The sequence below is a fragment of the Nocardioides lijunqiniae genome, assembly GCF_015024225.1.
Classification (GTDB): Bacteria; Actinomycetota; Actinomycetes; order Propionibacteriales; family Nocardioidaceae; genus Nocardioides; species Nocardioides lijunqiniae.
On sequence record NZ_JACJGM010000003.1, the window covers coordinates 24,789 to 38,171 of the forward strand.

Below are 13,383 nucleotides of genomic sequence, written 5' to 3' on the forward strand. Positions count from 1 at the left end.
CATGACCACCGCGACCACACCGAGCCAGGTGCTGAGCACGGTCTTCGGCTACGAGTCCTTCCGGGGCGAGCAGGCCGAGATCATCGACACCCTCGTCGGCGGGGGTGACGCCCTCGTCCTGATGCCGACCGGCGGCGGCAAGTCCCTGTGCTACCAGATCCCGGCGCTCGTCCGCGAGGGCACCGGCGTCGTCATCTCCCCGCTGATCGCGCTCATGGCCGACCAGGTCGACGCGCTGGACGCGCTCGGCGTGCGCGCGGCGTTCCTGAACTCCACCCAGACGCTGCCCGAGCGGCGCGCGGTGGAGGCGGCGTACGTCGCCGGCGAGCTCGACCTGCTCTACCTCGCCCCCGAGCGGCTCTCGGTCCCCGACACCCTGTCGCTGCTCGACCGCGGCACGGTCTCGCTGTTCGCGATCGACGAGGCCCACTGCGTCTCCTCGTGGGGCCACGACTTCCGCCCCGACTACCTCATGCTCGACGTGCTCGGGAGGCACTGGCCGAGCGTCCCGCGCGTCGCGCTCACGGCCACCGCCACCGACGCGACCCGCCGCGAGATGGTCGCCCGGCTCGGCCTCACCGAGGCGCGGCAGTTCGTGTCCAGCTTCGACCGACCCAACATCGAGTACCGCATCGTCGGCAAGGACAACCCGCGCGCCCAGCTGCTCCACCTGCTCCGCACCGAGCACGCCGGCGACTCCGGGATCGTCTACTGCCTCTCGCGCAAGTCCGTCGAGCAGGCGGCGACCTACCTCACGGCCAACGGCATCCCGGCCCTGCCCTACCACGCCGGCCTCGACGCGCGGGTGCGCGCCGAGCACCAGCGCCGCTTCCTGCGCGAGCCGGGCCTGGTCATCACCGCGACCATCGCGTTCGGCATGGGGATCGACAAGCCCGACGTGCGCTTCGTGGCCCACCTCGACCTCCCCAAGTCGGTCGAGGGCTACTACCAGGAGACCGGCCGCGCGGGCCGCGACGGGCAGCCCGCGACCGCCTGGCTGGCCTACGGGCTCGCCGACGTCGTCCAGCAGCGCAAGATGATCGACACCTCCGAGGGCGACGCGGCCCACCGCCGGCGCCTGGGCCAGCACCTCGACGCGATGCTCGCGCTGTGCGAGACCGCGGAGTGCCGCCGCGTGCAGCTGCTCGCCTACTTCGGCCAGGACGGCGATCCGTGCGGCAACTGTGACACGTGCCTCACCCCGCCCGAGACCTTCGACGGGACCGTGCCCGCGCAGAAGCTGCTCTCCGCCGTCGTGCGTCTCGCCCAGCGCCGCCAGCGCTACGGCGCGGGGCACGTCATCGACATCCTGCTCGGCAAGGACACGCCCCGCGTCTCGTCGCTGGAGCACCACACGCTGACGGTCTTCGGCATCGGGACCGAGCTCGACGAGGCCGGCTGGCGCGGCGTGGTGCGTCAGCTCCTCGCCCAGCGCCTGCTCGCGGTCGGCACCGACGGCTACGGCACGCTCGAGCTCACCGAGGAGTCCGACGCCGTGCTGCGCGGGCAGCGGACGGTCGCCCTCCGCACCGAGACCCGGGCCCCCGCCCGGGAGCGGCGGGCCAAGCGCTCGAAGGCCGCCGACACCGTGCCGCTCGACGCCCCCGGCGAGGAGCTGTTCGAGCGGCTGCGCGCGTGGCGGGCCTCGACGGCCAAGGAGGCGGGCCTGCCGGCGTACGTCGTCTTCCACGACGCCACGCTGCGCAGCGTCGCGGCCGCCACTCCCGGATCGCTCGACGAGCTCGCCACGATCTCGGGGATCGGCGCGGGCAAGCTGGACAAGTGGGGCGAGCAGCTCCTCGAGGTGGTCAGCCCCGGGCGGTGAGGACCAATGGGCCGTCGTCGGTGACGGCGATCGTGTGCTCCATGTGGGCGCCGCGCGAGCCGTCGGAGCTCTTGATCGTCCAGCCGTCCTTGTCGATGTAGATCTCGTCGGTCGTGTGCAGGAACCACGGCTCGATCGCGATGACCAACCCGGGCCGCAGCTTGAGGCCGCGGCCGGCGCGGCCGTCGTTGGCGATGTGCGGGTCGCCGTGCATGGTGCGTCCGACGCCGTGACCGCCGAACTGCAGGTTGACGCCCAGCCCCGCCGAGCGGGCGACGTCCCCGATGGCCGCGGAGATGTCGCCGACGCGGTTGCCCACGGTCGCCGCGGCGATGCCGGTGGCGAGCGCGCGGTCCGTGGTGGCGATCAGGTCCAGGTCCTCCTGTCGCGGGGTCCCGACGACCACCGACAGCGCCGAGTCGGCCACCCAGCCGTCGACGCTCGCGGCGAAGTCGACCGAGAGCAGGTCACCCTCCTGCAGGACGTAGTCGAAGGGGAGGCCGTGCAGGACGGCCTCGTTGACCGAGGTGCAGAGCACCTTGCCGAACGGCATGGCGCCGAACGACGGGTGGTAGTCGATGTAGCAGGACTCGGCGCCCTCGGCGCGGATCATGTCGTGCGCCATCGCGTCGAGCTCGAGCAGGTTGACCCCCACGTCCGCCTTCTCGGCCAGCGCGCTGATCACCGAGGCCACGAAGCGCCCGGCGGGTCGCATCTGCTCGATCTGGGTCGGGGTACGGAGCTCGATCACCCTTGCAGCCTACGGAGTCCTGCCGCTCCGGGCAGAACCGCCCTGAGCAGAATCCCTGGGCCCGCGGCCGTGCGCGGCGCAGGCTGGGACGCATGACCTCCTCCCTCATCGGCCCCATGACCGGCTCCTACGACGACCAGCTGACCGGCCGGCTGCTCCAGCAGCGGATCATCGTGCTCGGCCAGGAGGTGGACGACGCGATCGCCCACCGGCTGTGCGCCGAGCTGCTGCTGCTCTCCGCCGAGGACCCGCACCGCGACATCAGCCTCCACATCAACTCCCCGGGCGGCTCGGTGTCGGCCGGCCTCGCGATCTACGACACGATGTGCCTCATCCCCAACGACGTCAGCACCCTGGCGATGGGCCTCGCCGCGAGCATGGGCCAGTTCCTGCTGTCGGCCGGGACCCCGGGCAAGCGCTACGCGCTGCCCCACTCGCGGGTGCTGATGCACCAGGGCTCCGCCGGCATCGGCGGCACCGCCATCGACATCGAGATCCAGGCCGACAACCTCGAGCACACCAAGAACGTGATGATGGGCCTGATCGCCGAGCACACCGGCCAGCCCGTGGAGAAGGTCGAGCGCGACGCGCTGCGCGACCGGTGGTTCACCGCCGAGCAGGCGCGCGAGTACGGCTTCGTCGACCGGCTCCTGACCGACCTGGAGCCCGTGATGCCGGCCCGGGGCACGGCGAGCTTCGGGATCGCGCGATGAGCAGCTACACGATCCCCAGCGTCGTCGAGCGGACCCCGCGCGGCGAGCGGGCCGTCGACATCTACAGCCGTCTGCTCGGCGACCGCATCGTCTACGTCGGCACCGAGATCGACGACGGCGTCGCCAACGTCGTGATCGCCCAGCTGCTGCACCTGGAGTCGGACCGGCCCGACACCCAGATCGACCTCTACCTCAACTCCCCGGGCGGCTCGGTCACGGCCACGCTCGCGATCTACGACACCATGCAGTTCATCCGCTCGCAGGTGGCCACCACCTGCGTCGGACAGGCCGCGTCGTCGGCCGCCCTGCTGCTCGCGGGGGGTGCCGCCGGCCGGCGTACGGTCCTCCCGCGCTCGCGGGTCGTGCTGCACCAGCCGTCCGGCGGGGGACAGGGCACGCTGCCGGACCTCGCCCTGCAGGCCAAGGAGATCGTGCGGCTCCGCTCGGAGATGGAGCAGGTGCTGGCCCGGCACACCGGCCAGAGCGTCGAGCGCCTGCGCGAGGACACCGAGCGCGACCTGGTCCTGACGGCCGAGGCCGCGGTCGCCTACGGCCTCGCCGACGCGGTCCTCGGCAGCCGCAAGCCCACTAGTCTCGAGGCATGACCGACCACGTCCCCCGCATCGTCACGTCCCTGCGCCACCAGCACGACCAGCTGGCCGCCGCCGTGCCCCAGCTCGGCGAGGACCAGCTGACGGGGCCGAGCGGCGCCTCGGAGTGGAGCGTCGCCGACGTGCTCTCGCACCTCGGCAGCGGCGCGGAGATCACCCGCGCCACGATCCTGGCCTCGGTCGACGACAGCGCCGAGGCCCCCGACAACCAGGCGATCTGGGACCGCTGGAATGCCGCCTCGCCGCGCGACCAGGCCGCCGACTTCCTCGACCACGACGCCCGGCTGGTGGAGCTGCTCGAGGGCTTCTCCGACGCCGAGCGCGAGACGATGCGCATCGACATGGGCTTCCTTCCCGAGCCGGTCCCGCTGGAGGTCGCGGCCGGCATGCGGCTCAACGAGGTCAGCGCCCACCAGTGGGACGTCGCCGCCGGGCTCGACCCCGCCGCGGGCATGGACCCCGAGGCCGCCGAGCTGCTGCTCGACCTCTACGCCGGCCCGCTCGCGTTCCTGCTCGGCTTCTCGAGCCAGCCGGACCAGCTGTCGGAGCGGGTCGAGCTCGGCGTCGACGAGCGGGCGGTGGTCATCGACGACGCGGTGGCGGTCCGGCCGGCCGGCTCGCCGACCGCGACGTTCACCGGGGACCCCGAGGCGGCCGTGCGGCTGCTGTCGGGGCGGCTGCGTCCGCCGTACACCCCGGAGGGGCTCGAGGTCAGCGGCAACGTCACGCTCGACCAGCTGCGGGCGGTCTTCCCCGGCTACTAGGCCGCGAGGCAGACCGGGCCGGTGGGTCGGGCGGCGATCTGGCGGGTCACCCGCGCGGTGAGGTCGACCAGCCGCAGGCCGAGCGCCCCGGCGACGGCGGAGAGGACCTCCGAGCTCGGCTCCTTGCGCCCGCGCTCGACCTCGGAGAGGTACTGCGTCGAGACGCCGGCCTCGCCCGCGACGTCGGCCAGGGTGCGGCCGTCGGCCGCGCGCTGCCCGCGCAGCTCGCGGCCGACCGCCTCGCGCCACAGCGGCTCGGCCGGTTGGGGCTCGAGGGCACGCGCCGGGGACGACGGACGGAACGCGATCAGCTCACCCATGACCCGAGGGTAGGACCGACCGGCCCCTCCCGTCCGCGCTGTTCGCGGCGGGCGAACGGCTCAGCTGGTCGGCTTCTCGGACCCGACGACCCACATCGCGAAGAACTGCGAGCCGCCGCCGTAGGCGTGACCCAAGGCGCGGCGCGCGCCGTCGACCTGGTGCTCGCCGGCCGCTCCGCGCACCTGCAGCGCGGCCTCGCCGAAGCGCAGCATCCCCGAGGCGCCGATCGGGTTGGACGACAGCACGCCGCCGGAGCAGTTGACCGGCAGCCGTCCCGTCATCGCGGTCTCGCCCGACTCGGTGAGCTGCCAGCCCTCTCCCTCGCCGGCGAAGCCGAGGCTCTCCAGCCACATCGGCTCGAACCACGAGAACGGCACGTAGATCTCCGCCGCGTCGATCTCCTCGAACGGGTCGGTGATCCCCGCCTGCTTCCACAGGTACGCCGCGGCGTCGCGGGAGGCCTGCGGGTTCACCTGGTCGCGCTCGGCGGCCGAGGTCGACTCCGAGCGCATGACGGTGCCGTGGATCCAGGCCGGGTTGGGGGAGGCCTTGGCGGTGTCCTCGTCGACGATCACCAGCGCGCAGGCGCCGTCGGAGGACGGGCAGGTCTCGTCGTAGCGGATCGGGTCCCACAGCATCGTCGAGGCCAGCACGGACTCGACGGTCGTGCCCTCGTTGTGCAGGTGCGCGTAGGGGTTCTTGAGCGCGTTGTTGCGGTCCTTGGCGGCGACGATGGCGCCGACGTGCGTGGGCGCGCCGGAGCGGCGGATGTAGGAGCGCACGTGCGGCGCGAAGTAGCCGCCGGCGCCGGCGTGCACCGGCATGTTGAACGGCAGGGGCACCGACAGCGCCCACATCGCGTTGGACTCCGACTGCTTCTCGTAGGCCACGGTCAGCACGCGCTTGTGGACCCCCGACTGCACGAGCGACGCGGCGACGATCGCGGTCGAGCCGCCCACCGAGCCGGCGGTGTGCACGCGCAGCAGCGGCTTGCCCGCCGCGCCGAGCGACTCCGCGAGGAAGAGCTCGGGCATCATCACGCCCTCGAAGAGGTCCGGCGCCTTGCCGACGACGATCGCGTCGATGTCGTGGAGCGTCAGGTTCGCGTCGAGCAGCGCCCGGTCGATGGCCTCGCGGCAGAGGCCGGCCATCGAGACGTCCTGGCGCTTGGCGCGGTGGTGGGTCTGGCCGATGCCGACCACGGCCGCAGGCTGCTTGCCCATCAGAGGCCGTCCTTTCCGGTGCTGGAGTCCAGGACACACAGGAGGTTCTGCTGGAGCGCGGCCCCGGAGGTCGCGTGACCGACCCCCTTGGAGATCTCGCCCGACCAGATGCGCCGGGCGGTCTCACCGATGCGGATGCCGCCGCCCGAGAACATCGGGTTGCTGGTCAGCGCGCCACCGGAGGGGTTGATGCGCACGTCGTCGGCCAGGCCGAGCTCGCGTCGCAGGATCAGCTCCTGGTGGCTGAACGGCGCGTGCAGCTCGGCCACCTCGACGCCGGCGAGGTCGACCGCGGCGGCGGCGTTGGCCGCGCTGGGGGAGCGCGTCAGGTCGCGGTTGGCGATGCTGGAGGCGTCGACGAAGTGCGACAGCCCGCCGATCCACGCTGGCCGGTCACGCACCGCGCGGGCCCTGTCGCCGGCCGCGAGCACCAGTGCCGCCACCCCGTCGGTGACCGGCGCGCAGTCGTGCTTGCGCAGCGGGTCGGCGTACATCGGACGGGCGAGGAGCTCCTCGACCGACGAGCCGCCCTTGCGGATGGAGTGCTCGTTCTGCTCGGCGTCGGTGAGGGAGCGCTGGGCCACCTCGGCCATCGCGCGCTCGTCCCAGGCCCCGGCGTCGATGCCGGCACGGGCCTGGAGACCTGCGAGCGACACGGTGTCGGGCCACAGCGGAGTCATCGTGTACGGGTCGAGCTGCAGCGCGAGGGTGCGGCGCAGCACGCCGGCCGAGCTCTTCCCGAACGCGTAGACCAGTGCCGTGTCGACCTCGCCGGTCTGGATCTTGATCCAGGCCTCGTACATCGCCCAGGCCAGGTCCATCTCGACGTGCGACTCGTTGACGGGCGGCGTCACGCCGATCGCGTCGACGGCCTGCACGAACGAGAAGGAGCGGCCCGCGAGGTAGTCGGAGGAGCCGGAGCACCAGAAGCCCACGTCGCGGCGGGTCCAGCCGGTCTGCTCGTAGCACTCGGCCAGGATCGGGACCAGCATCTCCACACAGGTCGGTGACCCGTCGAAGTCCGGCAGCTGCTGCTGGGCGAACCCGACGACGGCAACGTCTCTCATCTTCTCGTCCTCAGAGGTGGCGCTTGTAGGTGTCGTAGTCCGCGTCCGGGTCGCCGGTCGGCGCGAAGTGGTCGATGTTCTCCAGGGAGTAGGCCCACTCCTCGCGCGGCTTCCACACGGCCTTGACGCGCATCCCCATCCGCACCTCGTCGGCGGGCACGCCGAGGATCAGGTGGAGCAGGGCGATGTCGGCGCCGTCGAGCAGCACGTACGCCGACACGTACGGCGGCTCGATCTTCTGGCCCAGGAACGGCACGTTGACGATGCAGAACGTCGTGATCGTGCCGAGCCCGCTGAGCTCGATCTCGCCCTCGGTGGGCGTCCCGTCGGTCGGGCAGGCGCTGCGGGGCGGCACGTAGACCTTCTGGCACGAGGGGCAGCGCTGGCCGAGGATCCGCCCCTCGTCGAGGCCGCGGTAGAACGTCGACTCCTCCGGCGAGGCGGCGTAGACGTAGTCGAGCGACACCGGCGTCACCACCCCGGTGACCGGTTCCGGACCGTCCCCACCGTCTGCGTCCGACTCACCGGGTCTCGACAGCTCCGTCGCGGCTTCGTCCCTCAGCCGCGGTCGCGCTCGACCTTCGCCCGCGACGCCGTCCGCTGCTTCGTCGCGGTCGGCTGCTGGCTCGAGGCACAGGAGGTCGTTGATGTGGCCCACGCGCTCCTCGGCCCAGCGCACCCGCACCCGCATGCCGGTGCTGATCTGGTCGGGGGAGGCGACGTCGACCGCGTGGAAGAGCGGCTTCGTCGCGCCGTCGAGGGTGACGAGCGCGAACGCGAAGGGCCGGTCGAAGGGCTGGCCGGCGACCGGCTCGGGCACCCAGGTCCACGACGTGACCGTCCCGGTGTCCGCGACCTCCACGAAGTCGGTGGTCTGCTCGTGGGTCACCGGGTCGTACTCCAGGGGCGGCACCACCACCTCGCCGTCGGAGGTGCGCCCGGCGACGACGACCCCGTCGCGCAGGCCGGTGAGGAAGCGACCGAGCACCGGCCCGGTCGACCTCGTGTAGTCGAAGGCGACGGTGACGGGCGCTGACAGAGTGCGTGTCATGGTGCGAAAGTGAAACACGTTCTAGATTTGGGAGCAAGCGTTCTGCGAGGGTGTGTCCATGAAACTTGGTCTGCAGCTGGGCTACTGGGGCGCGCAGCCCCCGACGGGCACCGCCGAGCTGGTCGCGGCCGCGGAGGGCGCCGGGTTCGACGCGATCTTCACCGCGGAGGCCTGGGGCTCGGACGCCTTCACGCCGCTGGCCTGGTGGGGTCGCGAGACCTCGCGCGTGCGGCTCGGGACCTCGATCGTGCAGATGTCCGGCAGGTCGCCGACGTCGATCGCGATGCACGCGCTGACGCTCGACCACCTCAGCGGCGGCCGGGTCGTGCTGGGGATGGGCGTGAGCGGTCCCCAGGTCGTGGAGGGCTGGTACGGCCAGCCGTTCTCCAAGCCGCTGGCGCGCACCCGTGAGGTCGTCGACATCATCCGCCAGGTCCTGGCCCGCGAGGAGAAGGTGACCAACGACGGCCCGCACTACCCGCTGCCGTTCACCGGCCCCGGCTCGGTCGGGCTGGGCAAGCCGCTCAAGCCGATCGTGCACCCGCTGCGCGCCGACATCCCCATCTGGCTGGGGGCCGAGGGGCCCAAGAACGTCGCCCAGACGGCCGAGATCGCCGACGGCTGGATCCCGATCTTCTACACCCCGCGCTCGGCCGGCATGTACCAGCCGTGGCTCGACGAGGGCTTCGCGCGGCCCGGCGCCCGACGTACCCGCGCGGACTTCGAGATCGCCGCCACCTGCCACGTCCAGGTCGTCTCCGGCGCCGAGGAGAAGGCGGCCGTCATCGACGCGATGAAGCCGGTCGTCGCCCTCTACATGGGCGGCATGGGCGCCAAGGACCAGAACTTCCACAAGCAGGTCTTCGAGCGGATGGGCCACGAGGAGCTGGCCGACGAGGTGCAGCGGCTCTACCTCGAGGGGGAGAAGGACCGCGCGGTCGCGCTGATCCCCGACGAGCTGGTCGACGACATGCACATCATCGGCACCGCGCCGGAGGTCAAGGAGCGCGCGGCGCAGTGGGAGGAGACCGGCGTGACCACGCTGCTCCTCAGCTGCCGCGACGCCGACGAGGTCCGCACCATCGCGGAGGTACTAGCCTGATCCCGTGGCCGATCGCAACGTCCTCGGCGAGGAGCTCCAGGAGTGCGGCACCGACCCGCTCACGGGCTTCTACCGCGACGGGTTCTGCAGCACCGGCCCCGAGGACCTCGGGAGCCACACCATCTGCGCCGTCGTGACCGCGGACTTCCTCGAGCACCAGCGCAGCATCGGCAACGACCTCTCCACCCCCATGCCGGTCTACGGCTTCCCCGGCCTGACGCCGGGGGACCGGTGGTGCGTCACCGCCGCCAACTGGGCGCGCGCCTACGACGCCGGCCACGCCTCGCACGTCGTGCTGGCCGCCACCCACGAGGCGGTCCTGGCGATCGTGCCGCTCGACGTCCTCCAGCGCCACGCCGTGGACGTCCCCGGGGACCTCAGCGGACTCGACGGCTGAGCGCCCAGGAATTCTCGCCCACCCCTGGTGGTTGAAGCGTCAACAAGGTCCGGCACCGGTCCGGCCACGAGCGGAAGGCCTTCCATGCACATCGGCGTCGACAGCTTCGTCTCCACGGTCACCGACCCGCGCACCGGCCAGGTGATCGGGGCGGCCGAGCGCATGGAGCACCTCCTGGAGGAGATCGCGCTCGCGGACCGCTCCGGCCTCTACTCCTTCGGGATCGGCGAGCACCACCGCAGCGAGTACTACGACTCCGCCCCGCCGGTGATCCTCGCCGCCGCCGCCGCGCGCACCGAGCGGATCCGCCTCGGCAGCGCGGTCGCCGTCCTGAGCGCGACCGACCCGGTACGGCTGTTCCAGCAGTTCGCGACGCTCGACCTGATCTCGAAGGGACGTATCGACCTGGTCGTCGGCCGCGGGTCGTTCACCGAGGCCTTCCCGCTCTTCGGCCTGGACCTGGCCGACTACGACTCGCTCTTCACCGAGAAGCTCGAGCTGCTCCTGCAGATCCGCGACCAGGAGGAGGTCACCTGGTCCGGGAAGCACCGCCCGCCGCTGGTGCGCCAGCGCGTCTACCCGCGTCCGGTCCAGGACCCGCTCCCGATCTGGGTCGGCGTCGGTGGCACGCCGGAGTCGTTCGCCCGCGCCGGCTTCCTCGGGCTGCCGCTCATGGTCGCGATCATCGGCGGTGAGCCGCGCCAGTTCGCGCCGCTCGTCGACCTCTACCGCCGCGCCGGCGCCCAGGCGGGCCACGCCCCCGAGAAGCTGCAGGTCGGGCTGCACGTCTTCGGCTTCGTCGCCGAGAGCACCAAGGCCGCGAGCGACACGATCTACCCGGGCTGGGAGGAGATGTTCCGCAAGGTCTCGCGCGAGCGCGGCTTCGCCCCGCCCACCCGGGCCCAGTTCAACGCGACCTCGGGCCCCGACGGCGCCTTCTTCATGGGTGACCCGGACACCGTGGCGACCAAGATCCGCCGGGTGGCCGACCAGCTGGGCGGGGTCGACCGGCTCTCGCTGCAGATGACGAACCCGCGGCTCGCGCACGAGGACCTGCTGCGCGGCATCGAGCTCCTCGGCACCGAGGTCGCCCCGCTGGTCGCGGACATCTAGCCCGCGGCGGTCCCGTACCGTCGTGCCGTGTCCACCAGTGCCGTGCCCGGCCCCCTCGCGCAGCAGCTCCTCGACGCCCAGGTCGCGTTCCACCTGCGCCGCCTGAGCGGCGAGCGGCTCGCGGCGACGGTCACCGAGCTGGCGGAGGGCGCCCTCGAGGCCTCCGGCCACCACCCGATCGGCGACCTCGTCGACCCGGGGGCCGTGCGCGAGATCGTGGCGCGCGCGCTGGCCACGGTGCCGGGCAGCGCCGCGGTGGGCGGGTTCGTCGAGCTGGCGAGCGAGGTCCTCGCCGAGGGGCCTGCCGAGCCGTACCCGCTGGGCGACGTCGTCGACCGCGACCAGGTCGCCGCCGTCCTCGACGAGCTGCTGGCGCTCAGCCCCGCCCTGGAGCGCGCGCTGGAGCGGCTCACGGCCAGCCCGCTGGTCGGCACCATGGCATCGCGCTTCATGGGCCGCATCGTGGGCGAGGTGCTGCAGGCCAACAAGGCCGTCGCCGACAAGGTGCCCGGCCTCGGCTCGCTGATGTCCTTCGGCACCACCGCCGCCTCCCGGATGATGGGCGCGGCCGACAAGCAGTTCGAGGGCCTCCTCGGCGACACCGTGGGCAAGGGCGGCACCTTCGCCGTACGCCGCCTGAACCGGATCGTCATCGAGACCCTGCGCGACCCGACGACCCGCGAGGCGGTGCTGCAGGTCTGGGACCTCGCCGCCGCGCAGCAGGTCTCCGGCATGGGCGACGAGGCCCGCGAGGAGCTGTCCGGCGTTGTCGGCGCCGTGCACGAGCTCGTCGCCAGCACGCTCGCCCACGAACACGTCGCGCGGCTGGGAGACGCGGTCGTGGACGCCTTCTTCGAGCGCTTCGGCGGCTACACGCCCACCGAGCTGCTCGACGAGCTCGACCTGCGCCGCGAGGACCTGGTCGCCGACGTGGTCCGGATCGCGCCCGGGGTCGTCGACGCGCTCCGCGAGAGCGGCGACCTCGAGCGCCTGCTGCGCGAGCAGCTCGAGCCGTTCTACGCCTCGTCGGAGGTCCGGGACCTGCTGTCGTGATCACGACGATCCCGGGCGATCTGCACCGAACCTCCACACGTCCTCCCCGCAACCCGACCGGGAGCCCGCCTAGCGTGGGGTCATGAGCACGGTCCAGCAGCCCTCCGTCACCTCCCGCCGCCCCCTCGGCCTCGCCCTCGCCGCCCTGACCGCGCTGTTCCTGGTGCTCGGGGTCGGCGCCCTGGGCATCCTGGGCCCGGGCGGCCGGCCCGACCGGGTGTACGTCGTGGTGCTGGCCGTCCTCCTGGTCGGCGCCGCGGTGTCGCGGCTGCGACCGTCCGGACTGGCGCAGGCCCTGGCCGCCACCGCGGCCGCCCAGGTGCTCGTCACGGCGGTCGCCCTGCTGGGTGGCCTGCCTCCCGAGGGGTCGTCGACCCTGGACATCGTCGGCGTCAACCTCATGTACACCGCTCTGTGGGCCGTGTCCGCCTGGCTGGTGCACCCCGTCCGGCGCCGGTAGCGATGAATCGAACGCCCGGCCGGGGTCCACAGGACATGACCACCACGACCCACGTGCTCGAGACCCCCGAGGTCGACCTCGCCTACGACGTCCGCGGCCCGCTTCCGCCCGCCGACGGACGCCGTGCGCTGCTCCTCGTCGGCCAGCCCATGGACGCGAGCGGCTTCGCCAGCCTGGCCCCGCTCCTGCCCGAGCGGACCGTCGTCACCTACGACCCCCGCGGTCTGGGCCGCAGCACGCGCAAGGACGGGCGCTCCGACCACGACCCCGAGACCCTGGCGGAGGACCTCCACGCGCTCATCACGGCCCTCGGCGGCGGACCCGTGGACCTGTTCGGGAGCAGCGGCGGGGCGATCATCGGCCTCGCACTGGTGACGGCCCACCCGGACGACGTGGCGACCCTGGTCGCGCACGAGCCGCCGCTCCTCGGCGTGCTCCCCGACGCAGCCGCCGTCGAGCGGGCACGCGCGGAGGTGCGCGACGCCTACGAGGCGCGAGGCTTCGGCGCCGGGATGGCCGCCTTCATCACGATGACCGACTGGCAGGGGGAGTACACCGACGACTACTTCACCCATCCCGCCCCCGACCCCGCGACCTTCGGCCTCCCCACGGATGACGACGGCACCCGCGGCGACCCGCTGCTCTCGGACGCCTCGTGGGCCGTCAGCAGCTATCGTCCCGACGCCGCGGCGCTGGCCGCCGCACCGACCAGCGTCGTCGTCGCCGTGGGCGAGGAGTCCGCGGGGCTGTTCACCGGCCGCACGTCGGTCGCCACCGCCGCGCTGCTCGGCCAGGAGGCCACCGTCTTCCCCAGTCACCACGGCGGCTTCCTCGGAGGCGAGCACGGCTACGCCGGGCAGCCCGAGGCCTTCGCGGCCCGGCTCCGGGCCGTGCTCGACGGCGACGGCTGACGCGGCGGGCGGTCGCGCGCG

Annotated in this window: 15 protein-coding genes; 10 read left to right on the forward strand and 5 right to left on the reverse strand. The window is 72.8% G+C overall.

Going from position 1 to position 13,383, the window contains the following annotated elements; translation table 11 throughout:
- The first annotated feature begins 1 nt into the window (after nt 1).
- Nucleotides 2-1,825, forward strand: a complete 1,824-nt coding sequence (gene recQ, locus IRQ30_RS02465; protein WP_193611477.1) for a DNA helicase RecQ — start codon at nt 2-4, stop codon at nt 1,823-1,825.
- Here recQ and map read toward each other — a convergent pair.
- On the reverse strand, nt 1,809-2,576 hold the full coding sequence (gene map / locus IRQ30_RS02470; protein ID WP_193611478.1) for a type I methionyl aminopeptidase: 768 nt from the start codon (nt 2,574-2,576) through the stop codon (nt 1,809-1,811). The genes recQ and map overlap by 17 nt on opposite strands.
- A 92-nt stretch (nt 2,577-2,668) precedes the next feature.
- Between map and IRQ30_RS02475 the strand changes: the two genes are divergently transcribed.
- Genes IRQ30_RS02475 through IRQ30_RS02485 form a run of 3 tightly spaced genes read left to right on the forward strand, consistent with a single transcriptional unit; the run spans nt 2,669 to nt 4,664 of the window.
- Complete coding sequence (locus IRQ30_RS02475) at nt 2,669-3,289, forward strand: ClpP family protease (protein ID WP_193611479.1); 621 nt, start codon at nt 2,669-2,671, stop codon at nt 3,287-3,289.
- Nucleotides 3,286-3,894 (forward strand): ClpP family protease, encoded by a 609-nt coding sequence (locus IRQ30_RS02480; protein ID WP_193611480.1) that lies wholly within the window; start codon nt 3,286-3,288, stop codon nt 3,892-3,894. Before IRQ30_RS02475 ends, IRQ30_RS02480 begins: the two co-directional genes overlap by 4 nt.
- Nucleotides 3,891-4,664, forward strand: coding sequence for a maleylpyruvate isomerase family mycothiol-dependent enzyme (locus tag IRQ30_RS02485; RefSeq protein WP_193611481.1), 774 nt, complete (start codon nt 3,891-3,893; stop codon nt 4,662-4,664). The genes IRQ30_RS02480 and IRQ30_RS02485 overlap by 4 nt, the downstream gene beginning before the upstream one ends.
- On the opposite strand, the gene IRQ30_RS02490 is transcribed toward IRQ30_RS02485, so the two are convergent.
- Genes IRQ30_RS02490 through IRQ30_RS02505 form a run of 4 tightly spaced genes read right to left on the reverse strand, consistent with a single transcriptional unit; the run spans nt 4,661 to nt 8,326 of the window.
- The gene (locus IRQ30_RS02490) at nt 4,661-4,984 is read right to left on the reverse strand and encodes a helix-turn-helix domain-containing protein (RefSeq protein WP_193611482.1); all 324 of its coding nucleotides are present in this window, start codon (nt 4,982-4,984) and stop codon (nt 4,661-4,663) included. The genes IRQ30_RS02485 and IRQ30_RS02490 overlap by 4 nt on opposite strands.
- A gap of 60 nt (nt 4,985-5,044) precedes the next feature.
- Nucleotides 5,045-6,208: a thiolase domain-containing protein gene (locus IRQ30_RS02495; RefSeq protein ID WP_193611483.1), complete on the reverse strand. Its 1,164-nt coding sequence runs from the start codon at nt 6,206-6,208 to the stop codon at nt 5,045-5,047.
- Nucleotides 6,208-7,275 (reverse strand): thiolase domain-containing protein, encoded by a 1,068-nt coding sequence (locus IRQ30_RS02500; protein WP_193611484.1) that lies wholly within the window; start codon nt 7,273-7,275, stop codon nt 6,208-6,210. Before IRQ30_RS02500 ends, IRQ30_RS02495 begins: the two co-directional genes overlap by 1 nt.
- Before the next feature lie 10 nt (nt 7,276-7,285).
- Nucleotides 7,286-8,326, reverse strand: a complete 1,041-nt coding sequence (locus IRQ30_RS02505) for a Zn-ribbon domain-containing OB-fold protein (RefSeq protein ID WP_193611485.1) — start codon at nt 8,324-8,326, stop codon at nt 7,286-7,288.
- A gap of 58 nt (nt 8,327-8,384) precedes the next feature.
- Here IRQ30_RS02505 and IRQ30_RS02510 point away from each other — a divergent pair, with 58 nt between their 5' ends.
- The 6 genes from IRQ30_RS02510 to IRQ30_RS02535 all read left to right on the forward strand — a co-directional run bounded on the left by IRQ30_RS02510 (nt 8,385) and on the right by IRQ30_RS02535 (nt 13,362).
- Nucleotides 8,385-9,428: an LLM class F420-dependent oxidoreductase gene (locus tag IRQ30_RS02510; RefSeq protein WP_193611486.1), complete on the forward strand. Its 1,044-nt coding sequence runs from the start codon at nt 8,385-8,387 to the stop codon at nt 9,426-9,428.
- A 4-nt stretch (nt 9,429-9,432) separates the two neighbouring features.
- Nucleotides 9,433-9,825, forward strand: coding sequence for a DUF2237 family protein (locus IRQ30_RS02515; protein WP_193608993.1), 393 nt, complete (start codon nt 9,433-9,435; stop codon nt 9,823-9,825).
- Between the two features lie 84 nt (nt 9,826-9,909).
- Entirely contained in the window at nt 9,910-10,938 is a 1,029-nt protein-coding gene (locus tag IRQ30_RS02520) for an Atu2307/SP_0267 family LLM class monooxygenase (RefSeq protein ID WP_193608992.1), read from the forward strand.
- Nucleotides 10,939-10,965: 27 nt separating this feature from the next.
- On the forward strand, nt 10,966-11,991 hold the full coding sequence (locus IRQ30_RS02525; RefSeq protein ID WP_193611487.1) for a hypothetical protein: 1,026 nt from the start codon (nt 10,966-10,968) through the stop codon (nt 11,989-11,991).
- Between the two features lie 82 nt (nt 11,992-12,073).
- Nucleotides 12,074-12,451 (forward strand): hypothetical protein, encoded by a 378-nt coding sequence (locus IRQ30_RS02530; protein WP_193611488.1) that lies wholly within the window; start codon nt 12,074-12,076, stop codon nt 12,449-12,451.
- A gap of 35 nt (nt 12,452-12,486) precedes the next feature.
- Nucleotides 12,487-13,362 carry an alpha/beta fold hydrolase gene (locus IRQ30_RS02535; protein WP_193611489.1) on the forward strand — a complete coding sequence of 292 codons (876 nt, stop codon included), beginning with the start codon at nt 12,487-12,489 and terminating at the stop codon, nt 13,360-13,362.
- Nucleotides 13,363-13,383 lie beyond the last annotated feature (21 nt).

Bases quoted from the DNA above. Each gene is read 5' to 3' on its own strand.
- recQ (WP_193611477.1), top strand. From the start codon at position 2: ATGACCACCGCGACCACACCGAGCCAGGTGCTGAGCACGGTCTTCGGC.
- IRQ30_RS02475 (WP_193611479.1), top strand. From the start codon at position 2,669: ATGACCTCCTCCCTCATCGGCCCCATGACCGGCTCCTACGACGACCAG.
- IRQ30_RS02480 (WP_193611480.1), top strand. From the start codon at position 3,286: ATGAGCAGCTACACGATCCCCAGCGTCGTCGAGCGGACCCCGCGCGGC.
- IRQ30_RS02485 (WP_193611481.1), top strand. From the start codon at position 3,891: ATGACCGACCACGTCCCCCGCATCGTCACGTCCCTGCGCCACCAGCAC.
- IRQ30_RS02490 (WP_193611482.1), bottom strand. From the start codon at position 4,984: ATGGGTGAGCTGATCGCGTTCCGTCCGTCGTCCCCGGCGCGTGCCCTC.
- IRQ30_RS02495 (WP_193611483.1), bottom strand. From the start codon at position 6,208: ATGGGCAAGCAGCCTGCGGCCGTGGTCGGCATCGGCCAGACCCACCAC.
- IRQ30_RS02500 (WP_193611484.1), bottom strand. From the start codon at position 7,275: ATGAGAGACGTTGCCGTCGTCGGGTTCGCCCAGCAGCAGCTGCCGGAC.
- IRQ30_RS02505 (WP_193611485.1), bottom strand. From the start codon at position 8,326: ATGACACGCACTCTGTCAGCGCCCGTCACCGTCGCCTTCGACTACACG.
- IRQ30_RS02510 (WP_193611486.1), top strand. From the start codon at position 8,385: ATGAAACTTGGTCTGCAGCTGGGCTACTGGGGCGCGCAGCCCCCGACG.
- IRQ30_RS02520 (WP_193608992.1), top strand. From the start codon at position 9,910: ATGCACATCGGCGTCGACAGCTTCGTCTCCACGGTCACCGACCCGCGC.
- IRQ30_RS02530 (WP_193611488.1), top strand. From the start codon at position 12,074: ATGAGCACGGTCCAGCAGCCCTCCGTCACCTCCCGCCGCCCCCTCGGC.
- IRQ30_RS02535 (WP_193611489.1), top strand. From the start codon at position 12,487: ATGACCACCACGACCCACGTGCTCGAGACCCCCGAGGTCGACCTCGCC.